The organism is Methanomassiliicoccales archaeon (assembly GCA_026394375.1).
Taxonomy (GTDB): Archaea; Thermoplasmatota; Thermoplasmata; order Methanomassiliicoccales; family UBA472; genus JAJRAL01.
On sequence record JAPKYJ010000022.1, the window covers coordinates 88,658 to 114,214 of the forward strand.

The window sequence follows — 25,557 nt, forward strand, 5'->3', positions numbered from 1 at the left end:
AATGATAGCTGCCCTTCAGCAGCCTTGGGGGAAGAGAAGTGGTAGCCCCGGGCAGATTCGAACTGCCGTCGCAGGATCCAGAGTCCCGCATGATTGACCGCTACACTACGGGGCTGCGCTTGCTCGCTAAAATATTACTGCTAATTAACTTTTTGCTTAAGGGCGGTCCAGCAACCGAGCGACGCTGGGAAAGCGTCCTCACTTCCCCTTGACCGCCTTCGCCAGGCGGACATACACTTCCGCGATGTCACCCTCTGCGTCCACGGTCTTGAGAACGTTCTTTCTCTTGTAGTACTCGACCAGGGGAAGGGTGGACTCTTTGTACACCTTCAGCCTCTCACGCACCGTCTTCTCCGTATCGTCTGTGCGCTGGTAGAGCTCTCCTCCGCACTTGTCGCACCTGCCTGCGACCTTGGGCGGATTGAACTCCAAGTGGAAGACGGCAGCGCAGTTCTTGCATGTCCGCCTCATGGTCAACCTCTTCACAAGATTCTCCTCATTCACCTGCAGGTCGATGGCCAGGTCCACCTTCGTGATCTTGTCCAGCATCTGCGCCTGTTCTAGGTTACGAGGGAAACCGTCCAGGACGACCCCTCCCTTCACCGTTTTCATCTTCTCCTTGATGAGGTCGATGACGAGCTCGTTCGGCACCAGTTTTCCCGCGTCCATGAAGCCCTTTGCCTTGAGGCCCAGAGGCGAGCCCTGGCGGACCGCCTCTCTCAACAGGTCCCCGGTGGAGATCTTGGTGAAAACGAGCTCTGCGCATAGCCGCTCGGTCTGCGTGCCCTTGCCAGAGCCGGGCGGCCCCATGAGAACGATCTTCTGGTCCATGTGCCGGTCAAACATCCTTCACGTTTATTACCTTTTACGGGGAACGAGCGCGGTCTGCCAGAGGCGCTCTCGGTCTCTTAGGGCGATCTCAGTTCCATCGATGCGTCCCGGAGGTGCTAGGACAAGGTGTTCTTCCAGCGAGAACGCTTATTACCGATCCCGAATATTGAAGCCCGATGCTCAAGGGTGAGAATGTAGGGTTGAGGCCACTGGAGACAGAGGATGCCTGGCTCCTCTACCGCTGGTTCAACGACCAGCGGGTACTGGAGGACCTGGGCGCAGAACACCTGTACTTCGCGGTCTCCATGGAGGAGGAGCGTCGCATCGTGGAGCACATGGTGAACGATCAGGATGCCCTCTGGTTCATCGTTCAGAGGCTGAAGGGAGACGAGGCGATTGGCATCACAGGCCTGGCGAACCTCGACGCCCGCACCGCTTCGGCCGAGCTACGCATAGTCATCGGAGAGCCGGGGCAGTGGGGCAAGGGACATGGAGCGGAGGCCATCCAGATGCTGCTCGACCACGCCTTCAACGTCAAGAACCTGCACCGCGTCTATTTGCGAGTGGTGGAATACAATCAGCGGGCGATATCCTGCTACAAGAAATGCGGCTTCATGCTGGAGGGGAGGACGAGGCACGACCACTTCCATAAAGGAAGATGGAGGGATGCGCTGCGCATGAGCATCTTGGAGGACGAGTTCAGGGGGCGGAAGGATGCTTCAGGGTAAGCTCACCCGACTGAGGGCTCCGGAACGAGGGGACCTGCCTTCTTTCGTCAAATGGTTCAACGACCCCGAGGTGACGCAGTTCCTGCTGCGCAGCCCGCCCATGGGCATGGAGGAAGAGGAACGCTGGTTCTCTTCCCTGCTGACCGCTGAGGGGAAGGTATTCAGCATCGAGACCTTGGAGGGCAAGCTGATCGGCAACCTGGGCATCATCCACATCGACCATACGAATCGCAAGGCCGACATCGGCATCGTCATCGGCGAGAAGGACTACTGGAGCAAGGGGTATGGCACCGACGCCCTCGTCGTCATCCTTGGTTACATGTTCGACGAACTGAACACGGAGAGGATCTGGCTCTACGCCGATGGGGACAACGAGCGAGCGCAGAAGTGCTACCGCAAGTGTGGCTTCCGCAAGGAAGGGGTGCTCCGCCACAACCGCTTCAAGGACGGCAGGTTCACCGACGACGTCGTGATGTCGATCCTCAGGAACGAATGGCGGAAGATGCATCCCCTGCAGGATTGATCAGTTCGATTCCAGAAGCTTGCGCACGATGCGGTGATAGATGCCCGGGTAATGGTCATCCTCTCCGTCATCCAGGGAAGGATTGTCGTTGACCTCTATCACGTACACCTTTCCCTGGGACTCCTTGAGGTCGACTCCGTACAGGCCGCCGCCGATGGACCGGGCCGCCTTCAGCCCTGTCTCTAGCACGGACGAGGGGATATGGTCCATCGGCACGCTCTCCGTGCGGCAGTAGACGATGTGGCCGTTCACCGAGGCCTGGATCTTGAACGTCTCCGGCGGGATGTGATACTTGCAGGCATAGAGCAGCTGTCCGTCCAGCACCCCGATGCGCCAGTCGTAGCTGGAGCGAATGAACTCCTGGGCCACGATGATGTCCGAGAGGCGGGAGAAGCGCTTCCCGAGGCGAACGAACTCATCGGCGTCATTGGCCTTCTCCACCCGGGCGGAGAAGCTCGTGCCCGGCTCCTTGAGCACCAGGGGGGTGCCCCAGCGATCGAAGAGCTCGGTGGCCCTCTGAGGGCAGACGTCCTTGCGCCCGATGAACTCGGTGCGCGGGATCGGCACTCCGTTCTTCATCAGATGGTAGTACATGTTGATCTTGTCCGCGCAGATCTGGATCGAGCTCGGATCGTCGATGACCGGGATGTTGTGCAGACTAGCCATTTTCGCCGCCACGAAGGCCATGTTCAGAGGGTCGGTATTGTGACGAATGAAGAGACCATCGGTCTTGAGGACCTTCTTTATCTCCGTAGGGAAGATGAAATCGGCATTGTGCCCGAGGTCCTCGGCGGCGTCGCGGCATTTGATGAGGGAGTGCAGCTGATTTCCTGAAGCCACGGTCTGTCGGTTCACGAATATTCCCAGACTAGCCACTCTCACCCTCTCCTTGGAAGGGTTGCCACTTGGCCTGCAGATATTGACCAAGGACCTCTCGCTCCCGTCGTCCGAGCTTGGAGTATTTGACCGGGCCCATAGACGAAAGCAAGGGTTTGCCCTCCCGGTTCACGTACACGATGCTCACCAAAGGGATGCGGAAGACCTCGTAGGTTCTCCTTGCCAAGGCGGCAAGTTGCTCATCTCCTTCCGTGGCCAGTCTACCGAAGACCGCCGCGATCTTGAGAGGTTCCTCTCCCGGCAACAGCGGCTGGTAGCAGAATGGATAACGGCCGCTGTTGGTGGTATGCTTGACCGCCCTTCGGACCTGTTCAGGGTCATGGGCCACCATGTACTCATCCGGTGTGGAGAAGTAGTTCATGCCGTAAACGATGCACGGAGCGGGTGCATAGGAATAGGAGATCTCCCAGTCGCAGACGTCCATACCCTCCAGCTTCGCCTTCTCCAGGCATATCGGCACCACGTAGGCATCGATCACGTCGCTGCTGCGAGGCAAGGTGTTCACTCCATTGACCTCGTTCTTGACCAGGGCGTAGTAGCCCTCGCTCTTGTAGAAATGGTTCTCGCTCACGATGTGCGTGCACTCGTCCATTGGCAGAGAGACGATCTCGTCCTCCTTGAGGAAACGCTCGGCCTTTCGCTTCATAGGCCGGTCGCCAGTCCCTCGCAGGAAGTAGCTCCACCAGGCAGTGCGTCGTGCGAGAACTCATCCCTGAACCGAATCACGCATGCATGAGAACCAGTGGCCCGCGTGACGGGCCGTCGTTTACTACTATCACCATCTTCGGATTCGGAACTGCTTTCTTCCATTTGATATCACGGCCGGATTGAGCGGACCGCTATTCAGCACGTCTAGTTAAAAAGCTTTCTAGTCCAGTCCTCCTGCGCATACATCGCGACGCGATGCACTACCCGCTGCCCAGGATTTAATAGAGCGAAGTGGATTCGCCAAAAGGTGAATCATTGGAGCCGCGGGTTCTCGGGCGGATAGCGGAGATCGTGGGTGAAAGCAATTGCTCCACCAGATCGGCGGACCTGTACACCTACGGTTTCGACTCTTCCATCCATCACAGATCGCCCGAGGTGGTGGTGCGACCGGACTCCACGCAACAGGTATCCCAGCTTCTGCATCTCGCCAATGATGAGCGCGTGCCAGTCGTCCCCCGGGGAGCGGGGACAGGGCTCTGCGGCAGCGCGGTGCCATTGGAAGGCGGCATGGTCTTGGACATGACGAGGATGGACCGCATCCTCGAGGTTAGGGTCGAGGATCTGCTATGCGTTTGCGAGGCCGGGGTAATCTATGACCGTTTGATGGAAGCTCTGGCCCCACACAAGTTCTCCATTCCCACGGCACCAGGCAGTGGGGAGGCCTGCACCATGGGGGGCATGGTGGCCACGAACGCCTCGGGCATGAGGGCCATCAAGTACGGCGCCATCCGGGACTACGTTCTTGGATTGGAGGTGGTGCTGGCGGACGGCGAGGTCATCCAAGTTGGTGGCAGGACGCTCAAGAACGCCTCCGGTTATCAGCTGGAACGATTATTCGTGGGAAGCGAAGGAACGCTGGGCGTCATCACCAAGGCCACACTGCGCATCGTTCCCAAACCGAAGAAAGCGGCCATGATCGTGGCGGCCTTCGAGACCCTCGAGCTCGCTGGTAGATGCGTCTCCAGCATAATCGCCAAGCCTATCATTCCCTCGGCCATCGAGCTCATGGACTCCACCTGCATCAAGGCGGTGAACAAGACCGTCAAGGCGGGCTTCCCGGACGTGGAAGCGCTGTGCATGATCGAGGTGGACGGGGAACCGGAGATGGTGGAGAAGGAATCGACGATGGTGCAGCAGCTATGCTGGGAGGTAGGGGCCAAGAGCGTGGAGCTCTCCGCCGACCCCAAGCAGATGGCCAAGTGGACCTATGGCCGCAAGAGCATCATGTCCTCGCTCAGCCGCTACGGGACCGGCCTCGTCTCGGTCTCGTTGGCGGACGACATGGCGGTGCCGATCTCTCGCATCCCGGAGGCGGTGGTGGCGTTCCAGGGGATAGCCAAGGAGAACGGGGTCATCATCGGCACTTACGGTCACGCCGCCGATGGCAATCTACATACGAAAATGCTCCTCGATCCGACATCGGCGGACGACTGGCAGAGGGGAGAGAAAGCGGTGGGACAGGTGTTCGACGCGGTCATTTCGCTAGGCGGCACGGTGACGGGAGAGCATGGCGTGGGCATATCCAAGGCACCGTACATGCAGAAGGAGCGGGCATCCACCCTGCAGACGATGCTGGCGATCAAGCACGCTCTGGACCCCAACAACATCCTGAACCCGGGCAAGATTATGCAGTGGCAGGGGAGCATTCTCACCAAGTTGCGCTATCCCTGCGAACGATACCAGGCCTAGGCCATCAGATCAATCGGAAGGACACTGCGAACATGACTGCCGACGCCGCCAGGGCGGCGATGTAGATGGGGATGTTCCAGCTGAGCACCTTCGAGCCGTCGAGGGGTGGTATTGGCAGCAGGTTGAAAAGCGCTAGAATGGCGTTCACCGATCCAACGAAATAGAGCACAAAGGAAACGATCCCCGACTCTGGAAGCAGGTACCAGGCCGCCAGCGCACTCCCTCCGATGATCAAGTTGGTTCCAGGACCAGCTAGGCTGATCAGACCGTTCTGCCTGCGGGTGAGCCTCCCTTGGATGTAGACCGCTCCAGGCGCAGCGAACACGAAACCGAGGAAAGAGAAGACGATGGCCATCAGCAGACCGAAGGGGAAGATGCGAAACTCCGCCCAGGCGCCGTATCGTTGCGCCACGAACTTGTGCATCAGCTCGTGCAGAAGGAAACCAGTAACCACAGCGATGCCCGAGACCGCGAATAGCTCCACAATCGCCGGGAGAGAACCCCAGAGCCCATAGCCTTGAAGATACACCACGGTGAATGCCAGGGTGAGAGCTAGCACCGCGATGACCATGTGCCTGATCTCCACTCGCCCGAACCTGATCTTGCTTTTGCCCGATGATACACGCAGAGCGCCGTATTCGTCGTACATCTTTCCGCTTACCTTTTTCGCCTGATGGCGGGCCTCGCTATTTAGCCCTATGCTCCTTCGTATCGGCAATGCCAGGTCATCACTATGCGAATCTGCATAGCTTGAAGTAGGGGCATGCCTAATCGGAAAATATCATGGCACACAGCGACCCCAGGCACGGCAAGGTCACCTACCGTTGGTGCGATCACTGCAACACCCTATTGCTCGGGCAAAAATGTTCCATCTGCTCATCGTCTGGGCGTGAGTTCAGTGTCTCCAGGCCCGGGGACATCCGACCGGCGCTCACGGGAAGCGCGGATCAACTCCGAAGGCTGGTGGAGAAGCATTTCCGCTGCGGCGAGAGGTTGAACGGCGTGGCAATTTTCCTGAACAAGGTCGCCGGTGAGGACCGGGTGGACGAGGTCATCGTTCAGGGGCGGACCATCGCCGTGCTGCGCTTCGACGTTCAACGACAAGAGCTCCTTCTCGATCTGAAAGAGGACGGGGCGCTGCTGCTGTTCAAGCATGCCAAGAAAGGCATCGTCAAGCTCAAGCCCCTGGGAGGACACTTACAAGGGAAGAATCTAGCCGGTGACCAAGTGCTGGAGGCGAACGGCGACTTCTCCGCCGGAGACCCCCTTATCGCGCTCACTGGCAATCTCGTATGCGCGGCGAGCGCCCGCGTCTCTTCCTCGCAGCTGAGGACGGCAGAGAAGACGGTGCACATCGCCGGCGCCGCCAACGCCGAGGGTGCTTGGGAAGCAGGCAAGAGCAAGGCGCGGGCCTTCGTCGAAGCGAACATCGAACATCTGAAGGTCATGGAATCCAAAGGCGTCAGTGACATCAAGTCCTTCGTCAGCCAGCAGAAGCTGCCCGTGACCCTTTCCTTCAGCGGGGGCAAGGATTCACTGGCCTGCTACGGGCTGGCCAAGAAAGCGGTCAAGGACCTGACCCTCGTCTTCGTCAACACCGGGCTGGAGTTCCCGGAGACCATCCGATACGTGCACGAGTTCGCCTTGGCTCACGGCGACAAGTTGCTGGAAGCCAACGCAGGATCGATCTTCTGGGAGCAGGTGGAGGCATTCGGACCTCCGGCGAAGGACTTCCGCTGGTGCTGCAAGGTGTGCAAGCTTGCGCCCCTCACCGATATCATCGAGCGGACCTATGCGGAAGGCACGATCACGATAGAGGGGAACCGCGCCCTCGAGTCCTTCGCCCGCTCAGGCATGGAGTTCGTGGAGCGGAACCCCTTCGTCCCTAACCAGGTGGTGCTCAATCCCATTCGAGGCTGGATAGCGGCGGACGTCTGGGCCTACATCTGGTGGAAGGGATTGGAGTACAACCCCCTCTACGAGCAGGATTTCGAACGCATCGGCTGCTACCTCTGCCCCTCATGCCTTGCGAGCGAGTGGCGCACGACCAAGGACATCCATCCCGATCTGCATAGGCAGTGGACCGAGCACCTGCGGGCCTGGGCGAAGGAGAGCGGGGGTTCGGATGATTTCGTCAGGTACGGCTTTTGGCGCTGGAAGGTGCTCCCGGCGAAGATGCGACTGCTGGCAGAGAACCTCAAGCTACAGGTGCCGAAGCAGCGGGCGGACCGCCTCAAGCTGACCATGGTCAAGGGGATCAGTCCTTGCATCACTGGTGGCTACTCGATAGAAGGGGTCATAGCCGTGCCTCGAAGGCGGCCTTTCCTTCGGGTGGCTGAGGTGCTTAAGACGGTGGGCAAGACCAGATGCTCGGAGGAGTACGAGATCGCCCTGACCAAAGGGAACGAGGCCACGATCAAGGCGTTCGGAGGAGGACAGGTCGTGGCCACAGGGGCGACGCCGGAGAAGGCGGCGAATGCCTTCGAAGCGGGAGTGAAGGCCTTCTTGCGGGCGGAGCTATGCACCATGTGCGGCATCTGTGTCAAGAACTGCAAACGAAGGGCCATCACCTTGAAGGATGGTCCATTGGTGGATGAGGAGCTCTGCTCGCAGTGCGGCAAGTGCACCGAGGCCTGTGTCGTCGCCCACTATTACGACAAGCTGGTCACCTGATCCAAGGGGCATCGCGCAAAAGAGCAGGATTAAGTAGGGAAACGCGCTGAGAGGGGCGAGAAATGAACTTCGACATGCTCATCGCCGGGGCCATCGGCCTGGGGCCGGCACTGGCGCTTATGTATTGGACCCTCAAGGACTACACCTATCCGGCGGTGGAGAAGCCGTTCTTCGATGACCGCCGGGTCTTCTTCATCCTGGCGGTAGGGCTGGTGCTAGGTGCCGTGCTCTTCTTCGTGGAGATGATGTTCGACCTCTCCTTCGTGCTGGTCGCTTTGCTCTTCGCAGTCATCGAAGAGCTCGTCAAGCTGGTCATCTTGAACTACAAGTCATTCCAGAAAAAACTGGACACGCAGTTCTACGGCCTCACCCTAGGGCTCGGAATGGGAGGCACGTTGGCTTTTGGGAACGTATTCTTCGTCTTGAGCAACCAAGTGGGCAAGCTCAATGCGTTGGACTATCTCATCCTCATCCTCATAGCGGTGCAATTCTCCCTGCTGCACGGTTCGACCGGGGCCACCATCGGTGCCGGGGTGGCCCGAGGTCTGCCCTTCGGCTACTTCTCTCAGGCTACCATGGTCCACATCGCTTTCAACCTGGTCATGATCGGGTACTTCTGGATAGGCACAGGCCTCAACTACCTCTTCCTCGCCGCTGCCACGGGTATCGTTGCCTACTACTACTGGTACGTGCACGATCGGCTCATCCCGGACATGGTGGCGAACGAAGTGGCGCGATATCAGAAGAAAGCAAGAAAGCTGAACAAGGCCTAGCTTGGCCAGTGTTGGCGGTCAGATGAACAAACGGGGGAAGATCGCGATCGTGGCGGCGGTGGCCATCCTGGTCGTAGTGGCCATCTTGCTGATCCCTGTGATGCAGAACCTGCTGGCAATGTTCTTCCAGAAACGCATTCCCACCTACAGTGAGTACCGGGTGCAGAGGGACCTGATCGTGGATGCGAATGGAGGTACGGTGAACAACTTCACCATCGACGTGCCGGTCCTGTCCGATGTCAACCGGACCGGGCAAGTGCAGTTCGTTTCGAATGTGGTCTATGATCCCGCTCCCACCTTCTTGTCAAAGGCAGGAATGGAATGGGCCGTTTGGGAGCATGACGTCCTTCAAGGCTCGCAGAGATCCACCGTCAGGGTCACCTTCGATCTTCGGGTGGAGGCCAAGGTCTGGTCATGTGCCAGCACGGAATCGCTCAACATCTCTGACATACCTGCCCCGCTGGTGTCTAGGTACTCGGGAGACGAATGGATGATCGTGGTGAACGATCCAGGCATCCAGACCCAGGCACAGGACCTAGTCCAGGGGGAGCAGAACGTGCACCACGCCCTGGAATCGATCTATCGATGGGTCATAGGCAACATCCGCTACCCGCAAGGCTCGGCGGACCGCGATTCCCAGAGCAGCGTCGACACCCTGGCGAGCAAGGTGGGCGATTGCGACGACCAGGCCATGCTTTTCTGCGCCCTTGCCAGGGCATCCGGAATCCCGGCCTGGGTGCAGCTGGGGGCTCTATACAGCAGTTCCGGCAACAAATGGGGCGGGCATGGCTGGGTCCAGACATACATCCCGCTCAAAGGCGGCAGCGGGGAATATGTCACCATCGACACCGTGAACAGGGAGTTCTTGATATGGTCCCCCAATCGGTACGTGGACTACACGGACGACGGTAACGGGGAGCACCTGCGCGACTACTATTTCTCCTTCTACTGTTCATACGAGCCGGGCACCTATTCTATCGGTGATGGGCCGATCTACAGCGAGAGCTACGTGAGCCTGATGCACCACGACTCCTCGGAGTTCATACGGCTCGTCGACCTGAACCCGTTCCAGAATATGGCCATGGCCGAGATCAGGCGGTCCGATACCGTTCCGGCCTAGGTTCCAGGATCACTCCTTCGGAGAGCATCGTCTCCAGGAGGTCCTGCGCGTCCTCCGCGCTCTTCAGACCGACGCGCCTCATGAACTGTTCCGGTGTGAAGAGGCCTTGCTTCTCGGTCAGCTCCTGAGCGATGGCCCTCAGCTCCTCCTCGACCAAATGCACCCTATCCTCCTTCGGAGGGGGGGAGCGGCGCCTCTTCTTCTCCGTCTGCATGCCTTCCACGCCTTGGGCGAGCTTCTCCATCATCTTCTTGACCGCGGCGGCCAGCTCCTGCTCGGAGTCCGTGCGGTAGAAAACCCTCGCCTTGGAGAGGTCGATGGAATGACCACAGTGCACGCACTTCGCTCGGGCCGAACCCAGTCTCACGCCCCGAGCCCGCTGGCACTTGGGGCAGACCACCACGCCGAACATCAATACTCGACGAAGACGCAGGCGCCTATGCAAGCACCGTAATGGTCCATGGGGACGGACAATTCCTCGATGGCATAGTGGATGGTGCGCAGCTCGATGCCGCGCAGCTTGGCCATCTCGCTCATCTTCCACTCCAGGACTTCCTTGAGGGCTTTCTTCGTGCCGTGCATATGTCCTTCCGCGACGTATCCTCCTTTGCCGTCCTTGCAGAAGGCGTAGGCGATGCCGGCGGAGATCATCTCACCTTCGCCCCCTCGCATCTGGGCCAGTACACAGAAGGTGACCGTGCCCATGGGCATTTCCCGGGCCGGTACCTGCTTGGCACCGATGGGCAGCACGGATGAAACCGAGACCAGGTTCTGCTCTCCGATCCTTGCGCACTTCAAAGCCTCATCGAACGCGTTGAGGTCAGAGATCTTGCTCACGGCGCAACCAGAAGTGATGAAGAACTTCTTGGGGACTAGGTTCATAGTGGCCAAGTAAATCCATTGCGAAATTTAAGTCTATCCCTAGGGTGGACTATTTTTCGCCGTCCGACCGGAAGATGCGCATCTCCCGTTCTAGCATCTTGACCTCGTGTGTGTTCAACGCCTGGGGACTGAGGGGCAATAGCAGCACCGCATCCTTAACGGCCACATTCTCGTTCAGTAGCTGCAGGAATTTGAGCACCTTGATGAACGTGTTCTGGCTGACGAGGTACTCCAGTCCGGAGATCAGGACCACACCCCCCTCCGCCTCATCGAGGAAGCTCTTCACCTCCGAGTAGATGAGCGGGACGTTCGTCGGCTCCCGGGCGTACTTGATGTCGCGTTCGTAGGACAGCCAGATGTAGGGGGGGCCGAGGTCGAAGCGCTTCTTGAGCTTCTCTGGATATTCGCGCACGATGCTCATTCCCGTGGCTCCGTGAGAGACCAGGTCCACAAAGACATCGAAGCCGGCGTAGGGGTCCTCGGACTCGATCAGATAGGAATACCCTCGCTCCAGTTCGAACTTCGAAGGGGTTCGCACAGGCTTCTCGGCCGCTTGCGTCCCCTCCTCCACCGGAAGCAGGACATGCACACATCTCTCCTTTCCTTGGGCGATGCATTCGCTCTCGGTGGAAGAGAATCTTCTCCTGAGCAGCGTGGATACCACTCCGGACAGATAGCCGCGGGTGAAATCGCACTTCCTTCCCTTCGTCGCCTCTATCGATTCCTCGAAGGCGATCCTGATCTCGTCCTCCGAGGCGCTCTCCACCCTCATCCTGCTCAACCCGGTCTCCGACCATATTTGGGGGAGCATGTCCTTGAGCTCATCCGTGGACCTCGTCTCCACGCCCAAGGCCTTGATCAGCCCCACTCCCGCCCGGTAGCCATAGCGGGCCAGGGTCTGGGCGGCCTCCTTGTCCTCGATGAGCTCCAGTTCCTCCCTCAGGTCCAGCAACGCTGACCCGGGCATGACGAAGAACGGGTTGTACGTCGGCACCTCAGGCACCTCCCATGAGCTTCCTTCCCAATCTATCGAAAGTCTCCTGCACGCCCTCGCCCGTCAAAGCGCTGGTGCGGACCAGGTCCGCTCCCAGTTCCTGTGCCAGAGAACCCAGTTCATCCTCGGTCAGTCTGGCCTCCAGGTCGGCCTTGTTGCCGGCCAAGACCAGTCGGGCGTCCTTCTCCACTTTGAGGAAATCGTCCCTCCATCCCTTTAGATGCTCCATCGTCTCTGGTCGGGTCATGTCCCCCACCAGCAGGGCGCCGTTCGCTCCTTTGTAGTAGGCGGCGTGCAGCGAGTCATCTCCCTTCTGGCCGAGCACGTCCCAGATCATCAGGGTCAGTTCGACGTCCTCGAAAACCAGCACCTTCTTCGACACCTTGGTGCCGAAGGAGACGATGTATTTGTCGTTGAAGACGTCCTCCACGAACCTATGCACCAGGCTGGTCTTTCCCACTCCGCCGTCCCCGAGCAGGCAGACCTTCCTGATGTAACGCTTCCGCTCCATGCTGGTTCGAAGTATCCCTGTGTGCGCTATTTAACGCTTGGCTGGTGTTCCATATGGCACTTAGCCATAGAGCACCGATTCGTCCGGCCGACGGGCCTGCTGCCGCATGCTCTCCATGGCCGCCTTCATCTCCTTCTCGATGCCTTCTGCCTCCTTGAACAACGGCTCCGGATCGAGCTTCAGCTCGGGCAACATCTTCGCCACGTGCTCGATCAGCCGAGCTGCGCCGCGAGCATCCGGATAGTCCAATCGGGCCGGCCCGAGCAAGCAGATGACGTCCATGCCGGCCCTCTCCCCTTCGTAAAGCAGGACGCCGGACAGACCGCTCACCATTCCCTCTTTGAATTCTTTCAGCCCATAGGTTTCCAGCATCTTGCGGCATTTCTCTCCTGTGGCCACGGCCGCGATCTCATGCTTCTCCGGAGCGTCCCCCACGTTCCTGCCTTCCAAGACCACGATGGTGTTCGCCTCATTGCTCTTGCACCAGTCCAGTATGGTCCCGACCAGGGGCAGGATGAGGTTGGGCGCAGGCATGAACTCCGAGGTGACGACGATGAGCTCCTCGCATTCCTCCCCCCGGTCGTCACATTGTCTCTGCCCGGCATAGATGCGTACCGGGGGCAAAGCCACGCCCTCGTGCACTATGGCATAGGGTGGGAAATCCGGTGAGAGGATGGTGGCGATCCTCTCCAACTTCATGCTCCTCACCACGAAGTTCGCGGCTATGGAGCTCACCAGCCCCACGCTCGGGAATCCCACGATGACCATCGGCCTCCGAAAGCTGATCTTCTTGTACTCATGCAGCAGCATTCCGTTCTCCATACTCTCGCCTCCGTGGACCATTGAGCGTCAGAGATACAAATACCCTTCCCGGAGCCTCCTGGATGGGTTCTTCTTCAGCCTGGGCAGGCAAACCCATAGCTTCAAATCGCGCACCTTGTGTAACTACGCCCGAGGAAGGGACACGACGAAGAGGGTGGAGGAGATGCGGGTGGAGACGACCCCTGGAGGGATCCCGGTCCTGGTGGATGTGCTCCCCTGGTCCAAGGCGTCGGCGGTGGCCGTGGACGTGGCCGTGGGATCGAGGGACGAGCCGGAGAGGCAGCACGGCATAGCCCACCTTCTCGAGCATCTCCTTTTCAAGGGCACGGCTAAGCGATCTTCAAGGCAGATGTCGCAAGAGATCGAGGCGGCGGGGGGTGAGATGAACGGCTACACCACCAAGGAGATCACCTCCTACTACGTCTCCACCCTGGAAGAGACCTTCCCCGTGGCTCAGGAGATGTTGGCTGAGATCATCTGCGAGCCGTCAATCGATGCCAAGGATATTGAGACGGAGAAAAAGGTGGTGACGCAGGAGATCCGGATGTCCGAGGACGATCCGGACACCTACAGCCACGATCTATTGATGAAGGCGGTCTGGAAAGGCAATCCCATGGCCGACCCGGAGGCTGGCTACGTCAAATGTGTCAACACGTTGGACCGGGCCAAGGTCAAGGTCTTCTTCGAGGGCAACTATCGTCCTCCGAACATGGTGGTGGTGGCGACCGGTCAGGTGGAGGTGGAGCAGGTGGTGGAATGGACTACCCAGCGTTTCGACGAGCTTCCGAGAGCCAGACCGAGGAAAGAACGCATCACGCCTGTCTTCCGCCCAGGCATCGAGCTCTTTCCGCGCGAAGGGGACCAGGTGTACGTGGCCATGGCCTTTCCCGGGGTCAACGCCTCGCACGCGGACCGCTACGTCAACAGCCTGGTCGGCGGGGTGCTGGGGGCCGGCACCTCCTCCAGACTCTACCAGAAAGTGCGAGAGGAGAACGGCCTCGTCTATTCCATATACTCGATGACCTACGCCCACACCGACGTGGGCGCGACCGGTTTCTTCTTCTCCACCTCTTCTGAGAACACAGAGAAGGTCATGCGGGTCATCGCCTCCGAGCTGAGGGCTCTCAAGGAAGATGGACTGGAGAAAGGTGAACTGGAGCGGGCCAAGCGCTGGACCAAGGGCATGATCGTGCGGCGCTTGGAGTCCTCCCCCGAGCACCGCATGTTCTTCCTAGGGGAGGCCTACCTGCAGGTGGGCAAGCCGCTTACGGTGGAGCAGGTGCTCAAGCGGGTCGAAGCGGTGAAGGAAGAGGACCTAGCCAGGTCCGCCGGGGAATTGCTGCAGCGGAAGAACATGGGACTGGTCCTGCACGGCAACGGGAAAGAAGGGAAAGGCATCGTGGAGCGCTTGCAGACGCTTGACTTCTAAGCCATCACTCCAGGAGTTCCAGGACCTTCTTGACCGCCACGGGAAGGGCCGCCTTGACGGGCGGCGTCATCTCCTCGCTGATGTCGTAGGTGTTCAGCGCCTCGATGGCCACGAAGAAGATCTCCTTGGGGAAGCGCTGCGGTTCGAGCGTTCTTCCTAGCTCCAGGGCGGTGGCGATATTGGTTTCGTGGGGGTTGACCCCGTGGACCGTCGAAGAGATGTCATCGGGAGTGAGAACCATCACCGTACCAGGCTCGTTCTCCCTGGTGACTATAGCATCCACAACCACCACGCGCTTGTAGTCGAGCATGACCTCGATCAGGTCCAAGCCGCTGATGCTCGCCTCTTCCACGTCGACGTTGGGCAGGTTCATCGACATTATCGCCTCGGCCACGCGGATGCCGATGGCGTCGTCGCTGATGACCGGGCTGCCGATACCGATGACCAGGTGGTCGCGCTTCTCTGTCATATCGGCAGGAGGAAGAAGGCAGGGAATAAAAGCCTTTTGAGGCGATGGACCGTAAGGGACGATTCTGGATGAGGGTCATTCTTCTCAAATCCCATCGTTTCAGGAAGCGGAAGAACTTCAAACGCCTTGTCTTGGGAGCCTACGATGCAATAAATGGGGGGTCAAGGTATCCATGAAATACTGGAACGTCCAAAGTACACCCTTGAATGTCACGCAAGACCAGGACGATCAGGCAGAAAGTGATCATCAACGCAACCCGGGGGAGGTGTACGATGCTCTCATGGACCCGAAGAAGCATGCCGCGTTCACTGGGGACGAGGCGAGCGGAAGCTCCGAGGTGGGCGGCGAGTTCATCGCCTGAGGCGGGTACATCACCGCCAAGAACATTGAATTGGAGCGGGGGAAGAGGATTGTGCAGGAATGGTCCACCTCCGAGTGGCCCGAGGGCTATCCGTCTTCCAGGCTGGAGATAGGCCTCAAAGCCAACCCGGAAGGCACGGAACTGGTGATGATGCATTCGCAGGTGCCGGAAGAGCAAGCGGATGATTACGACCAGGGCTGGCACGAGCACTACTGGAATCGGTTGAACCGCTACTTCGGATCGGAGAAGAGGAAAGGCTTCAAGAAGCATGCATAAAATAGGACAAGAACAGATTCGTCTCCGTGGATGTGGAACCGGTTGTATCATTAAGGGTAAATGGGGTTGCCCTGACCCCTCATCAGCTTGAGGTGCTCTTCGCCGTTTACAAGGAGGGCAGCCAGCGCAAGGCGGCGGAGAGACTCCATCTGGCGGTTCCGGTGGTTCATCGCTACCTGGCGCAGATCGAGGCCAAGTGCCGCACCAAGCTGCTGACCACTTCGTCCTCGGGCACGAAGCTGAATCAGGACGGCCTGCTGCTGGCGCGTGAATATTCGGCCCTTCTGGAACGCATGAGAACGGGCGGGTCGGTGGTCGTGGGCGGAACGATGGTCACGGAGGAACTGCTGTTGAACGTCCTCTCCCGCCTTGACAACGAGGCGAACTATGATCTCATTATCTCCGACGACGGGCGCAACCTTAAGGACTATAGGGCAGGAATGATGGATGTCGTCCTTCTCGACGACCCATTGGCCGCCTACGAGATGGAGGATGTGCAGTTCGAGGAGGTGGCCGAGGACCGCTTGCTGCACGTGGACCGCGGCCCCGCCTTCGTCCGTTTCAGATATGGTGCCCAGCGGATCGGATTCCGGCATCTTGACTCCATTGGTTTCAAATACTCCGTGGAGGGAACAGCACGCTCGATCGGCTCCCTCATGCGCGGGAACCGGAGCTTCTTCATCAACGAGAGCTTGGCCCTGAGAAAGGGGCTCAAGCTCACCAGCGCCACCGATCCGGTGCTCCTCAAGCACAGGATACTGGCGTTGTTCGGGAGAACATCCCCCGAGGTCGAATGGCTCCTTCGAGAGCTGAGAAAAGAGCGGCTGGGATGATAGTATTACTATTTTAGGTAATACTACGGTGGTCTCGTGTTACACATTTAAATAACGCCCCTGCCTTTCAAGGCTCAGGTGTAGACCTATGGCCAAGATCGTGGAGCCCAATCCCGAGTTCGCGAAGATGATTCAGAAAGGTTGGCCTGGTGGCGAGACCTTGATGGCCTGCTACCAGTGCGGGACCTGTACTGCTTCCTGCCCGTCCGGAAGGCTGACGGCGTTCAGGACCAGGCAGTTGATCAGGAGGGCCCAGCTGGGCCTGAAGGATGAGATACTGCCCACTGAGGAGCTGTGGATGTGCACCACCTGCTACCAGTGCGTGGAGCGCTGTCCGCGTGAGGTGGAGATCACCGACCTCATGTTCATTTTGAGGAACATAGCCGTGCGCGAGGGATTCATGTCCGAGCAGCACAAGAAGATCGGCGAGACCATGATGAAGATCGGCTCCACCGTGCCTTTCCCGGACGACATGAAGAAGATGAGGGTGAAGATGGGATTGCCAGCCGAGCCCCCGACCACCGTGGCGGACAAGAAGGCCATGGAGGAGTTCCGCAAGGTGATGGAGACCACTGGCTTTGACAAGATCATGAAGGGAGGGAAGAAGTGATGTCCGCCAAATTCGCGTTGTTCCTGGGGTGCGTCGCACCGTATAGGTACCCGGGCATCGAGAAGGCCACCCGCGACGTCTTCAAGGCTCTGGACGTCGAGCTGGTGGAACTAGACGGCGCAGGCTGCTGCCCCGCTCCAGGCGTCATTCGCTCATTCGACCAGGCGACCTGGTTGGCGCTCGCGGCAAGAAACCTCGTCCTGGCCGAGAAGAAGGGCGCGGACATCATGACCATCTGCAACGGCTGCTACGGATCGCTCTTCGAGGCGAACTACGTGGTGCAGCACCACCCGGAGAAGCTCAAGGAGGTCAACGAGATCCTGGCCAAGGTGGGCATGAAGTACAACGGCACCGCGAAGGTCCGGCACTTCGCCGAGGTCTTATACAAGGACATCGGCATTGAGAAGATCAAAGCCCAGGTGAAGAACCCCTTGAACTATAACGTGGCCGTCCACTACGGCTGCCACTTCATCAAACCCTCGAGGGTCAAGCACCTGGATGACTCAGAGAGGCCACACATCTTGGATGACCTCGTCGAGGCCACGGGCGCCAAGAGCATCAACTACAAGGACAAGATCATGTGCTGCGGCGCTGGAGGCGGCGTGCGCTCCCGCAACTCCGCCACCGCGCTCAAGATGACCGAAGAGAAACTGGAGAATATCAAGAAGGTCGGCGGCCAGATGATCATCGATGTGTGCCCGTTCTGCCACTTGCAGTACGATAGATCACAGAAAGACCTGCCCGGCTTCGACATTCCGGTCATCCACCTGTCCCAGCTCTATGGCATGGCCTTCGGGATGCCGAGGGAATCGCTGGGCCTGGAAGCGCACGAGGTCAAGTTCAACCTCTGAGGACTGGACTTGTACAAAGCGCAGCTCGTCGGCGTGTACGCGGTAGCGGAGACACCGGAGGAGCTGCGCCCTTTTCTCAATATCCAGGCGAAACACGAGCGGAGGGAGCTGAAGCTCAACGACCGGTTCGCCGCGCTGCAGGTCGAAGGCACATCCTCCTATGTCGTCGCATTCCTTGAATCCCTGCGATCGGTGGAGGAGTTGGAGGAGCGCCTGAAGCAGCAGGAGTGCGAACTGAATCCAGTATCCCGTCGGTCCTTGGAAAGGGTGCTGAAAGGACACAGGAAGTAGCCCACTGTCTCTTTCCCCCTCGCCAATTCTGCTTCGACCCAATCTCATTTCGCGTTGTTTCCTTTACTTGACCGATGATATCATCGGGCATTGGGCGTCAAGCAGATGCAGCGCTTCACTTGGTCCTGACCACATGCTCGGTCCGCAGAGCCAGGGTAGCCTGGAACATCATGGTTCTCGCACATACCTTCTAGTATCTCAGAATCATCATCGGTCGTCAAGAGGCGGGAATCATCGACGCGAGCGCCTGGGAATCTGGCAAGTGGGGAATTGCAGGAACAATGGCCCGGGCCTGCTCAGATAAAGCTTTAATAGGTAGATGAGTTTCCGAATGTGCCTGAGACACGGAGGCAATTCATTTGGCTGAGAAGAAGAAGGCGGCGCCCAAGACCACGGCGCGCAAGGTCAAGGACAGGTGGAAGGCAAAAGAGTGGTACAAGATCCACGCCCCGATGATGTTCAACCAGGCCCTCCTGGGAGAGACACCTAGCGCGGATGCCGCCAGCCTCATCGGAAGGATGACCGAGGTCACGGTCCACGACCTGACGGGCGATTTCTCCAAGATGCACGTCAAGCTGAAGTTCAAGGTCGATGACGTTCGCGGGTTCGAGGCCCACACCATCTTCGTCGGCCAGGACCTCACCAGCGACTACATCCGCCGCCTCACCAGGCGCAAGAAGACCAAGACCGACCATGTCATCGACGTCGTCACCAAGGACGGCTACAAGGTCCGGATCAAACCCATGAGCATCACGGACAAGCGCATCCAGGCGTCGCAGGAGACGGCCGTGCGCAACCTCATGACCAACGAGATGCAGAAGATCGGAGCGGACATGACCATCTCCGAACTCGTGAAGGCCGTCATCTCCGGAGATCTGGCCAAGAGGCTGTCCACCGTGTCCAAGGTCATCGTCCCCATCAAGCGCGTGGAGATCCGCAAGACCGAGGTGCTGGAGATGGGCAGCCGGTCGGCGCAGGACCAGAGCATCATCGAGGTTCCGGCCGAGGAGCCCAAACCCATCGAGGGCGAGGGAGCCGTGCCGAAGGTCCCGCAGCCAGAGGAGACCGAGGAGATCGCCAAGACCGAGGAAGAGGTCTCCGAGGAAGAAGAACTGGAAGAGGAGAAAGAGGAAACCGGCGAGCAGTGAGACTCACGGCGCCGGGGTGGCTCAGCCTGGTGGAGCGTCGGACTCATAGGGATTCGTCGACCAGACCCCATCCAGGGAAATCCGAAGGTCACGGGTTCGAACCCCGTCCCCGGCACCTACCCTCTTCGTTTCTCAGCCACTAGCTTGATGATCGGTTCTGAACGGGCTCGAACTCAACCCGCATCCTATTTGTAGGGGCTCGCCCGTCATCACGGGTTGGTGCTATCATCCGCGTGATCATCTACACTGGTAAGGGCGGAGTGGGAAAGACCTCTGTTGCCGCTGCCACCGCTCTCCGGGCCGCCGAGCTCGGCTATCGTACCATCGCCATCAGCACGGACCAGGCTCACTCGCTGGCAGACTCCCTGGAGATCGCCCTGACCGGTCAACCGAAGAACATCGCGCCCAACCTGGATGCGCTCGAGGTCGATGTCTTGTACGAAATGGAGCACCGATGGAAGGAGATCGACAAGTACCTAGCCGATTTCCTTTCCTCCCAGGGCATAGAAGGCGTTACAGCCAAAGAGATGGCGGTCTGGCCGGGCATGGAACTGCTCTCCGCCCTGTTCTACATATGGGAGTATCACCAGACGAAGCAGTACGACGTGGTCATCCTCGACACGGCCCCGACGGGCGAGACGCTGCGCCTGCTGTCCTTCCCGGACATATCCGACTGGTACTTCGACAAGATGTACCGAGTGCTCAAGAACACAATCAAGCTGGCCCGGGCCACGGTGGGCAGGGTGATGAGCGCCCCCTTGCCCTCCGATGACCTTTTCAATGACATCGATGAGATACGCCAGCGACTGAAGATGGTGAAGAACATCCTCGATGATCCGAAGATCACCAGCGTGCGTCTAGTGGTGAATCCAGAGCGCATGGTAATCAACGAGACCAAGCGTGCGTTCACTTACCTTAGCCTCTACAATCTGACCGTGGAGGCGTTGATCATCAATCGATTGCTTCCAGAGGAAGATACGGGGGGCTATTTCAAAGAGAAGCTGGAGGAGCAGAAGTTCTACATGAAGGTCATCGAGGAGAGCTTCAGCCCCTTGAAGATGCTGAAGGCCACCCAGTTCAACACGGAGCTGGTGGGACGGGCGAGCCTGGAGAAGCTGGCGGACATGCTGTTCGGGGACACTGACCCGACGGTCGTGTACTCCACCGAAAAGGCCATGGCGATCTACGAGGACGACGGCGTGGACACGCTGTCCATCAAACTACCATTCAGCCAAAAGGAGCAGGTAGAATTATATAAGACGAACGATACATTAATAGTGCAGGTAGGCTGGTACAAGCGCTCGGTGACCTTGCCATATACCCTGGGCAAGAAAGAGGCCACCAAAGCGGAGTTCAAGGATGGTCGCCTGCTGATCAGGTTCGAAGGGGGCGAGAATCATGGCGGCAAAGAGAAAGTCCGGAGAAAGAAAAAAGCCAGAGGAGGACTCCCCGATGGGGAGGAGGAGAACTAGCATGGGCTCGATGGACCATATGCTCTCCAAGGATACGCAAATGCACCTGTTCAAGGCGGGCACCGAACTGGCCATAGCCCTTGACACCCTGATCCCCAAGAGCAAGATGCCTGAGGAGGCCAAGGAGCACGCCATAGCGGCCAAGAAGGAGATACTGCTCATGGTGCGCGCTCTCATAGACGCCAAGCTAGAGGGTTATGAGGAAGGAGGGTCCAAGGGCTCTTCGGGCGGTCTGAAGAAGATCAAAGTTGAGTGATTTCCATAGCTCTTACTAGTGGCTATTTGAAGCCTTAGCTATCTTCCACCGCTCACCTCTGCTCACGACAGTCGCGGCAGAGCATCTCGCCGTCCTGGAGCATGAGCTCTTCCGAGTAGGCACCGCAGTTTTCGCAATATCCTGGTTTGAAGGAGGGCGCGCCCCCGATCGGACCGCAGGCTCCCAGGCGGGCGTATTCCCGGGTGAGCTCGATGAGCGCGGGAGAGAGTCTTAGAATATCGTTCTCCGTGAGAATGCCGATCAGCCGCCCTCGCTCCACCACCGGCAGACGACGCAGTTTCATGCTGGACATCTTCTTAGCGGCGGCGGCCACGCTCTCCTTCGGTCCGACGGTGACCACAGGGCTGGACATCACGTTCTGCACCTTGACCTTGGCTGGGCCCTTGCCCTCGGCCACGATCTTCTCCATGAGGTCCTTCTCCGTCAGGATGCCGACGGCGGAGCCGTCCTCGATGATAACCAGGCTGCCCACCTTCTCCTCCCGCATCAGCTTGGCGGCGGCCTGAGCGCTCATCTCCGGCCTCCCGGTCTTGGGGGCCTTGGTCATGACCTCCTCAACGTAGATGTCCTTGGCCTTCTCTCTCATGGTTGTCACTAGCGACGCCCTGGCTTAAGTCTTTTCTGTCTTAACGGGATACTGGCATCATTGTCCAAAGAGAGATATGGGGCATCAGAACCGAAAACCGCATCCGAGGGGCAAAGGATAAATTACAGTACCGGGGAATATTCTACCATTACACAGCTCTTGAGGGCGATTCAGTTGCGAAGGGGCTCCCGGGGATTGCTAGAGCACCCAAGATGCACAAGGTGAAGCACGGCCTGGGGCTGGCGCACGTTCTATCCGAACCTTTAAAACTGTCCTCCCCGAATCTACTTCACTGCGTCGATGGCGGCCTAGCTCGTCCGGCGGGCCGCAATCTGGTCTATAGCTGGACGAAGTTGGTCCCAATGAACGATAGCGAGGGCGAGACGGCGGTCGGGATCGCGCGGAAGACGATCGAAGCGGAGGCGAGCGATGAGGAACCTGGGCGGTTGGATGCCCCGGATAGTTTCCGCCAGAAGCGGGGGGTGTTCGTCACTATCCACACCCATCCTCAGATGGACCTTCGCGGCTGTATTGGATATCCTGAACCCGTGTTCTCGCTCGGGAAGGCATTGATCAAGGCGGCCCAAGGTGCTTGCCACGATCCCCGTTTCCCTTACCTGAGGAGAGAGGAGCTCGAGCATATCATAGTAGAGGTGAGCATCCTTACCGTACCGGAGGAGATAAAGGTGGAGAGCAGGAAGGAGCTTCCGTCGAAGGTGCAGGTGGGACGGGACGGGCTCATCGTGGAGATGGGCTACTTCCGTGGCCTGCTCCTGCCTCAGGTGGCCTCGGAATGGGGCTGGGACGCAGAGACCTTCCTGGCCCAGACCTGCGTCAAGGCCGGCCTGACCCCGGACTGTTGGCTGGACAAGCGCTCCAAGGTCTATGGTTTCCAGGCGGAGATATTCACTGAGGAAGTCCCTCGGGGCAAGACAATGCGCAAGGAGCTCAAGTGATACGATGGACCTGGTCATTGAGGGCCGAGCATACTACAAGGGCAAGCTGGAACCATTGAGCATCGGCATCGACGATGGCAAGATCGTCAAGGTGAAGAAGTTCATTCGGGGCGGGGACAAGCGCATCGACTACAACGACATGATCATCCTTCCAGGAGCGATCGATGTGCACACGCATATGCGCGATCCGGGCCTGACCAAGAAGGAGGACTTCTCCACCGGTACCGCGTCCGCCGCTTGCGGAGGGGTGACCTGCATTTTCGACATGCCGAACACCTCGCCGCCCACGGTTCAAAGGGAGGACCTGCTGGAAAAGAAATCGATCGCCAGGCACAAGGCTTGGGTGGACTACGGCCTGTTCGGAGGATGCACCGGATCCTCCAACCTGCTCCGCATAGGGTTGGAGGTGGTGGGGTTCAAGGTATTCATGTCCTCTACCACTGGGGATATCCTGCTGGCGGAGGACCGGGACATCGCTCGCGTGCTGGAAACGGCCATGAAGCTAGGCAAGGTCGTGAGCGTGCACGCCGAGGACCAGCACCTCATCGAGAAGAAGGAGGAGAGGAGCCTCAAGGACCACGATGAGCGCCGGCCGATCCAAGCGGAGGTGTCGGCCATCGAGCGCCTTTCCAAACTGGCCAAGGGCGCCAAGGTGAACATATGTCATGTGACATCGAAGGCCGGTCTGGATGCGGCCAAGGCAGCGGGGTTCACCTGCGAGGTCACCACCCATCACATGCTCCTGGACACCTCCAGTGGCCGGAACGCCTATCTGAAGGTCAATCCGCCCCTGCGGGCGAAGCAGGAGAAGAAAGCCCTTCTGGCGGCCTTCGCTCAAGGACAGGTGGACATGCTGGCCTCCGACCATGCACCGCACACCATCGAGGACAAGGAGCAGGAGTTCGACATCGCCCCTTCCGGGGTGCCAGGGGTGGAGACCTCATTGCCATTGATGATGTTGTCCGTGAAAAGGGACACTCTGCCATTGAGCGCTCTCGTCCGCGCGGCCTGCGAGCGGCCGGCTGAAGTATTTGGGCTGAACAAGGGGAGGATCGAGGAGGGCCGCGACGCCGACCTGGTGGTGTTCGATCCCCGAAACGTATGTCAGATCAGCAAGCGCAGGCTGCACAGCAAGTGCGCCTGGACCCCCTACGAAGGGATGGAGGCGATATTCCCCAAGGCAACCTTTTTGAGGGGCATGCTGCTCACCGAGGACTGCTCCATAGTGGGCGAGCGTACAGGCAGGGATGTGGTTGTTGCAAGACCGCGAGCTACCCCTTGACCTTTCCGAACTGCAGGGAAGGAAGTTCGTTTGTGTCGATCAGTGCCAGCTATGTTGCCTATGCCAACCTGAACTGCTCTCGTCAGAAGTCCCCTTCTTCAAGAACCACTTCCCTGAGAGATTGGTGGTCCGGCGGACCCCGCACAAGCACACCGCCCTGGCACTGAAGAAAGGGGGAGGTCCATGCACTTTCTTGGAGGGAGGGAGATGCTCGGTCTATCCCAACCGCCCACACTACTGTCGGCAGTTCCCGTTCCACGTCTACCTGGGGGAGAGGGTACAGGTCGAACTGGACCTCTCTTGCCGGGGGGTCTGGATGGAGCGAGGGGAGGATGCCACCCTTTTAGGCCTGCGGCTGGTGGAGGAGAACCGCTCGACCGTCGCTCGCGGCCTGCAGGATTCCAGTGAGATCTACGAACAGTTCCGGAATAATTGCCAGGATGCCGAACTGGAGCTAGAGCCGCAGCGACTGAGGGCCGATCTGGAGGCGAAGATGGAGCATTTGGCCGATCCGTTCTATCTGGGTCGGATGCTGGAGATGTCCGTGGAGGATGAGGAGATGGCCCTTCCGGCTGCGTTCCAGGGGGATGAGAATAGCTGGGAAGAATTGCGACAGGCGGCCATGGAGACCTCGCTGGAATCGCTCAACTCCAAAGACCCCTTCTCCTCGCCGGTATACTGCGATCCCCAAGGGGGATGGAACATCTTCATGAGCCAGGATGGGGAGCTCGACCTGTACGTGATGGGGGAGGAAGGCGATCTGCAGAGAGCGCAAGGGATCGATCCCCTCAAAGTGCCTCTTCTCAGGCCGGAGGGAGAGGGAAAGAAGTTCTTCCTGGACTACCTGCGCATACTGAATCGCAGGGACAGTATGCTCGGCCACGCCTACTACCTCCTCGACGACCTAGGGTACGAGGACCACCTGCCCAACGTCTACTACGGCTCGATCGCCACCGCCGCGGTCGACCTGCTTTGGAGGAGCTCGCTCCTCGCTCATGTCGCAGGAGAAGTGCTGAGATACGATGGCGTGCGTGAGGGCATCATCTACTACGACATGGACCGCCTGGATGCACCGACGATCGGCGCATTCATTTGATGTCAGGCGCATCCAGAGAACAAAAGCCTTTAATACTGAGGCATTTATCCCGCAGATTGGTGATTCAGGACATGCTAAAGCCTCTCGCGGTACTGAACCAGGCGATCAATAGCCAGGTCATCGTGGAGCTCAAGGGCAACCGGGAGTACCGAGGAGTGCTAGACGGGTACGACCCGCATATGAACGTCGTCCTCAAGAATGCTGAAGAACTCATCAACAACGAGGTCGTGAGGAAGCTCCCGGTCACCATCGTCCGCGGGGACAACGTCATCTACATTTCACCATAAGGGGTTGGATTCATGGGAAAGGGCACACCCGCGATGGGTAAGATGGGCAGCAAGAAGACTCACATCCCTTGCCGCCGCTGTGGCAAGCACGCATACAACGTCAGGAAGGGCGCCTGCGCCTCCTGCGGCTACGGGAAGACGGCCAAGTGGAGATCGTACAACTGGGCCAAGACGCATTGAGG

General features: G+C 58.9%; 32 protein-coding genes and 2 tRNA genes. 22 read left to right on the forward strand and 12 right to left on the reverse strand.

Annotated elements, in window-relative coordinates:
• Positions 1-39: 39 nt before the first annotated feature.
• Together NT137_06065 and NT137_06070 are read right to left on the reverse strand one after the other, a co-directional pair.
• A tRNA-Gln gene (locus NT137_06065) sits at positions 40-115 on the reverse strand.
• Positions 116-198: 83 nt separating this feature from the next.
• Positions 199-831, reverse strand: coding sequence for an adenylate kinase (locus NT137_06070; GenBank protein MCX6652903.1), 633 nt, complete (start codon positions 829-831; stop codon positions 199-201).
• 176 nt (positions 832-1,007) lie between these two features.
• Here NT137_06070 and NT137_06075 point away from each other — a divergent pair, with 176 nt between their 5' ends.
• The gene (locus NT137_06075; GenBank protein MCX6652904.1) at positions 1,008-1,559 is read left to right on the forward strand and encodes a GNAT family protein; all 552 of its coding nucleotides are present in this window, start codon (positions 1,008-1,010) and stop codon (positions 1,557-1,559) included.
• Positions 1,546-2,082, forward strand: coding sequence for a GNAT family protein (locus NT137_06080; GenBank protein ID MCX6652905.1), 537 nt, complete (start codon positions 1,546-1,548; stop codon positions 2,080-2,082). Before NT137_06075 ends, NT137_06080 begins: the two co-directional genes overlap by 14 nt.
• On the opposite strand, the gene NT137_06085 is transcribed toward NT137_06080, so the two are convergent.
• Positions 2,083-2,958 carry a RimK family alpha-L-glutamate ligase gene (locus tag NT137_06085; protein MCX6652906.1) on the reverse strand — a complete coding sequence of 292 codons (876 nt, stop codon included), beginning with the start codon at positions 2,956-2,958 and terminating at the stop codon, positions 2,083-2,085. It abuts the gene before it with no gap.
• Positions 2,951-3,625: a RimK-like ATPgrasp N-terminal domain-containing protein gene (locus tag NT137_06090; GenBank protein ID MCX6652907.1), complete on the reverse strand. Its 675-nt coding sequence runs from the start codon at positions 3,623-3,625 to the stop codon at positions 2,951-2,953. Before NT137_06090 ends, NT137_06085 begins: the two co-directional genes overlap by 8 nt.
• Before the next feature lie 317 nt (positions 3,626-3,942).
• Here NT137_06090 and NT137_06095 point away from each other — a divergent pair, with 317 nt between their 5' ends.
• Positions 3,943-5,376, forward strand: a complete 1,434-nt coding sequence (locus NT137_06095; protein MCX6652908.1) for an FAD-binding oxidoreductase — start codon at positions 3,943-3,945, stop codon at positions 5,374-5,376.
• 4 nt (positions 5,377-5,380) lie between these two features.
• Here the strand turns inward: NT137_06095 and NT137_06100 are convergent, their stop codons facing one another.
• Entirely contained in the window at positions 5,381-6,025 is a 645-nt protein-coding gene (locus NT137_06100; GenBank protein ID MCX6652909.1) for a site-2 protease family protein, read from the reverse strand.
• Between the two features lie 134 nt (positions 6,026-6,159).
• On the opposite strand from NT137_06100, the gene NT137_06105 reads away from it, so the two are divergent.
• The 3 genes from NT137_06105 (at position 6,160) to NT137_06115 (ending at position 9,942) form a co-directional block, all read left to right on the forward strand.
• Positions 6,160-8,049, forward strand: a complete 1,890-nt coding sequence (locus NT137_06105) for a phosphoadenosine phosphosulfate reductase family protein (GenBank protein ID MCX6652910.1) — start codon at positions 6,160-6,162, stop codon at positions 8,047-8,049.
• 62 nt (positions 8,050-8,111) lie between these two features.
• A complete protein-coding gene (locus NT137_06110; protein ID MCX6652911.1) occupies positions 8,112-8,822 on the forward strand; it encodes a hypothetical protein in 711 nt (236 codons plus the stop codon).
• A 22-nt stretch (positions 8,823-8,844) separates the two neighbouring features.
• Complete coding sequence (locus tag NT137_06115; protein MCX6652912.1) at positions 8,845-9,942, forward strand: transglutaminase-like domain-containing protein; 1,098 nt, start codon at positions 8,845-8,847, stop codon at positions 9,940-9,942.
• Here the strand turns inward: NT137_06115 and NT137_06120 are convergent.
• Genes NT137_06120 through NT137_06140 form a run of 5 tightly spaced genes read right to left on the reverse strand, consistent with a single transcriptional unit; the run spans position 9,914 to position 13,151 of the window.
• Entirely contained in the window at positions 9,914-10,354 is a 441-nt protein-coding gene (locus NT137_06120) for a DUF1922 domain-containing protein (GenBank protein MCX6652913.1), read from the reverse strand. The two genes, NT137_06115 and NT137_06120, sit on opposite strands and share 29 nt — an antisense overlap.
• Positions 10,354-10,824, reverse strand: a complete 471-nt coding sequence (locus tag NT137_06125; GenBank protein ID MCX6652914.1) for a pyruvoyl-dependent arginine decarboxylase — start codon at positions 10,822-10,824, stop codon at positions 10,354-10,356. Before NT137_06125 ends, NT137_06120 begins: the two co-directional genes overlap by 1 nt.
• Positions 10,825-10,873: 49 nt before the next feature.
• On the reverse strand, positions 10,874-11,818 hold the full coding sequence (locus tag NT137_06130) for a DUF835 domain-containing protein (GenBank protein MCX6652915.1): 945 nt from the start codon (positions 11,816-11,818) through the stop codon (positions 10,874-10,876).
• Position 11,819: 1 nt separating this feature from the next.
• On the reverse strand, positions 11,820-12,329 hold the full coding sequence (locus NT137_06135; GenBank protein ID MCX6652916.1) for a GTP-binding protein: 510 nt from the start codon (positions 12,327-12,329) through the stop codon (positions 11,820-11,822).
• A gap of 60 nt (positions 12,330-12,389) precedes the next feature.
• Positions 12,390-13,151, reverse strand: a complete 762-nt coding sequence (locus tag NT137_06140) for a PAC2 family protein (protein MCX6652917.1) — start codon at positions 13,149-13,151, stop codon at positions 12,390-12,392.
• On the opposite strand from NT137_06140, the gene NT137_06145 reads away from it, so the two are divergent.
• Positions 13,120-14,580 carry a pitrilysin family protein gene (locus tag NT137_06145; GenBank protein MCX6652918.1) on the forward strand — a complete coding sequence of 487 codons (1,461 nt, stop codon included), beginning with the start codon at positions 13,120-13,122 and terminating at the stop codon, positions 14,578-14,580. The genes NT137_06140 and NT137_06145 overlap by 32 nt on opposite strands.
• A gap of 4 nt (positions 14,581-14,584) precedes the next feature.
• On the opposite strand, the gene NT137_06150 is transcribed toward NT137_06145, so the two are convergent.
• Positions 14,585-15,049: a hydrogenase maturation protease gene (locus tag NT137_06150; GenBank protein MCX6652919.1), complete on the reverse strand. Its 465-nt coding sequence runs from the start codon at positions 15,047-15,049 to the stop codon at positions 14,585-14,587.
• Positions 15,050-15,221: 172 nt separating this feature from the next.
• Between NT137_06150 and NT137_06155 the strand changes: the two genes are divergently transcribed.
• The 10 genes from NT137_06155 (at position 15,222) to NT137_06200 (ending at position 21,147) form a co-directional block, all read left to right on the forward strand.
• Positions 15,222-15,410: a hypothetical protein gene (locus NT137_06155; GenBank protein ID MCX6652920.1), complete on the forward strand. Its 189-nt coding sequence runs from the start codon at positions 15,222-15,224 to the stop codon at positions 15,408-15,410.
• A gap of 30 nt (positions 15,411-15,440) precedes the next feature.
• Positions 15,441-15,686, forward strand: a complete 246-nt coding sequence (locus tag NT137_06160) for an SRPBCC domain-containing protein (GenBank protein ID MCX6652921.1) — start codon at positions 15,441-15,443, stop codon at positions 15,684-15,686.
• A 26-nt stretch (positions 15,687-15,712) separates the two neighbouring features.
• On the forward strand, positions 15,713-16,519 hold the full coding sequence (locus NT137_06165) for a LysR family transcriptional regulator (protein MCX6652922.1): 807 nt from the start codon (positions 15,713-15,715) through the stop codon (positions 16,517-16,519).
• 88 nt (positions 16,520-16,607) lie between these two features.
• Positions 16,608-17,129, forward strand: a complete 522-nt coding sequence (hdrC, locus tag NT137_06170; GenBank protein ID MCX6652923.1) for a CoB--CoM heterodisulfide reductase subunit C — start codon at positions 16,608-16,610, stop codon at positions 17,127-17,129.
• Positions 17,129-17,980, forward strand: coding sequence for a CoB--CoM heterodisulfide reductase subunit B (hdrB, locus tag NT137_06175; protein MCX6652924.1), 852 nt, complete (start codon positions 17,129-17,131; stop codon positions 17,978-17,980). Before hdrC ends, hdrB begins: the two co-directional genes overlap by 1 nt.
• A 9-nt stretch (positions 17,981-17,989) precedes the next feature.
• A complete protein-coding gene (locus NT137_06180) occupies positions 17,990-18,271 on the forward strand; it encodes a DUF749 family protein (GenBank protein MCX6652925.1) in 282 nt (93 codons plus the stop codon).
• Positions 18,272-18,630: 359 nt separating this feature from the next.
• Positions 18,631-19,419, forward strand: coding sequence for a 30S ribosomal protein S3ae (locus NT137_06185; protein ID MCX6652926.1), 789 nt, complete (start codon positions 18,631-18,633; stop codon positions 19,417-19,419).
• 10 nt (positions 19,420-19,429) lie between these two features.
• A tRNA-Met gene (locus NT137_06190) sits at positions 19,430-19,534 on the forward strand.
• 118 nt (positions 19,535-19,652) lie between these two features.
• Positions 19,653-20,891: an ArsA family ATPase gene (locus NT137_06195; GenBank protein MCX6652927.1), complete on the forward strand. Its 1,239-nt coding sequence runs from the start codon at positions 19,653-19,655 to the stop codon at positions 20,889-20,891.
• A 1-nt stretch (position 20,892) separates the two neighbouring features.
• Positions 20,893-21,147, forward strand: coding sequence for a hypothetical protein (locus NT137_06200; GenBank protein MCX6652928.1), 255 nt, complete (start codon positions 20,893-20,895; stop codon positions 21,145-21,147).
• Between the two features lie 52 nt (positions 21,148-21,199).
• Here the strand turns inward: NT137_06200 and NT137_06205 are convergent, their stop codons facing one another.
• Entirely contained in the window at positions 21,200-21,754 is a 555-nt protein-coding gene (locus tag NT137_06205; GenBank protein MCX6652929.1) for a CBS domain-containing protein, read from the reverse strand.
• Between the two features lie 212 nt (positions 21,755-21,966).
• Here NT137_06205 and NT137_06210 point away from each other — a divergent pair, with 212 nt between their 5' ends.
• The 5 genes from NT137_06210 to NT137_06230 all read left to right on the forward strand — a co-directional run bounded on the left by NT137_06210 (position 21,967) and on the right by NT137_06230 (position 25,555).
• On the forward strand, positions 21,967-22,710 hold the full coding sequence (locus tag NT137_06210; protein ID MCX6652930.1) for a TIGR00296 family protein: 744 nt from the start codon (positions 21,967-21,969) through the stop codon (positions 22,708-22,710).
• 4 nt (positions 22,711-22,714) lie between these two features.
• On the forward strand, positions 22,715-23,992 hold the full coding sequence (gene pyrC / locus NT137_06215; protein ID MCX6652931.1) for a dihydroorotase: 1,278 nt from the start codon (positions 22,715-22,717) through the stop codon (positions 23,990-23,992).
• Positions 23,967-25,088, forward strand: a complete 1,122-nt coding sequence (locus NT137_06220; GenBank protein MCX6652932.1) for a YkgJ family cysteine cluster protein — start codon at positions 23,967-23,969, stop codon at positions 25,086-25,088. Before pyrC ends, NT137_06220 begins: the two co-directional genes overlap by 26 nt.
• 71 nt (positions 25,089-25,159) lie before the next feature.
• Positions 25,160-25,375, forward strand: coding sequence for a small nuclear ribonucleoprotein (locus NT137_06225; protein MCX6652933.1), 216 nt, complete (start codon positions 25,160-25,162; stop codon positions 25,373-25,375).
• Positions 25,376-25,387: 12 nt separating this feature from the next.
• The gene (locus NT137_06230) at positions 25,388-25,555 is read left to right on the forward strand and encodes a 50S ribosomal protein L37e (GenBank protein ID MCX6652934.1); all 168 of its coding nucleotides are present in this window, start codon (positions 25,388-25,390) and stop codon (positions 25,553-25,555) included.
• Positions 25,556-25,557 lie beyond the last annotated feature (2 nt).

Coding starts and splice junctions, on each gene's coding strand:
- NT137_06070 (MCX6652903.1), bottom strand. CDS start 831: ATGGACCAGAAGATCGTTCTCATGGGGCCGCCCGGCTCTGGCAAGGGC.
- NT137_06075 (MCX6652904.1), top strand. CDS start 1,008: ATGCTCAAGGGTGAGAATGTAGGGTTGAGGCCACTGGAGACAGAGGAT.
- NT137_06080 (MCX6652905.1), top strand. CDS start 1,546: ATGCTTCAGGGTAAGCTCACCCGACTGAGGGCTCCGGAACGAGGGGAC.
- NT137_06090 (MCX6652907.1), bottom strand. CDS start 3,625: ATGAAGCGAAAGGCCGAGCGTTTCCTCAAGGAGGACGAGATCGTCTCT.
- NT137_06100 (MCX6652909.1), bottom strand. CDS start 6,025: ATGTACGACGAATACGGCGCTCTGCGTGTATCATCGGGCAAAAGCAAG.
- NT137_06105 (MCX6652910.1), top strand. CDS start 6,160: ATGGCACACAGCGACCCCAGGCACGGCAAGGTCACCTACCGTTGGTGC.
- NT137_06110 (MCX6652911.1), top strand. CDS start 8,112: ATGAACTTCGACATGCTCATCGCCGGGGCCATCGGCCTGGGGCCGGCA.
- NT137_06115 (MCX6652912.1), top strand. CDS start 8,845: ATGAACAAACGGGGGAAGATCGCGATCGTGGCGGCGGTGGCCATCCTG.
- NT137_06120 (MCX6652913.1), bottom strand. CDS start 10,354: ATGTTCGGCGTGGTGGTCTGCCCCAAGTGCCAGCGGGCTCGGGGCGTG.
- NT137_06125 (MCX6652914.1), bottom strand. CDS start 10,824: ATGAACCTAGTCCCCAAGAAGTTCTTCATCACTTCTGGTTGCGCCGTG.
- NT137_06135 (MCX6652916.1), bottom strand. CDS start 12,329: ATGGAGCGGAAGCGTTACATCAGGAAGGTCTGCCTGCTCGGGGACGGC.
- NT137_06140 (MCX6652917.1), bottom strand. CDS start 13,151: ATGGAGAACGGAATGCTGCTGCATGAGTACAAGAAGATCAGCTTTCGG.
- NT137_06150 (MCX6652919.1), bottom strand. CDS start 15,049: ATGACAGAGAAGCGCGACCACCTGGTCATCGGTATCGGCAGCCCGGTC.
- NT137_06155 (MCX6652920.1), top strand. CDS start 15,222: ATGAAATACTGGAACGTCCAAAGTACACCCTTGAATGTCACGCAAGAC.
- hdrC (MCX6652923.1), top strand. CDS start 16,608: ATGGCCAAGATCGTGGAGCCCAATCCCGAGTTCGCGAAGATGATTCAG.
- hdrB (MCX6652924.1), top strand. CDS start 17,129: ATGTCCGCCAAATTCGCGTTGTTCCTGGGGTGCGTCGCACCGTATAGG.
- NT137_06200 (MCX6652928.1), top strand. CDS start 20,893: ATGGGCTCGATGGACCATATGCTCTCCAAGGATACGCAAATGCACCTG.
- NT137_06205 (MCX6652929.1), bottom strand. CDS start 21,754: ATGAGAGAGAAGGCCAAGGACATCTACGTTGAGGAGGTCATGACCAAG.
- NT137_06210 (MCX6652930.1), top strand. CDS start 21,967: ATGCACAAGGTGAAGCACGGCCTGGGGCTGGCGCACGTTCTATCCGAA.
- pyrC (MCX6652931.1), top strand. CDS start 22,715: ATGGACCTGGTCATTGAGGGCCGAGCATACTACAAGGGCAAGCTGGAA.
- NT137_06225 (MCX6652933.1), top strand. CDS start 25,160: ATGCTAAAGCCTCTCGCGGTACTGAACCAGGCGATCAATAGCCAGGTC.
- NT137_06230 (MCX6652934.1), top strand. CDS start 25,388: ATGGGAAAGGGCACACCCGCGATGGGTAAGATGGGCAGCAAGAAGACT.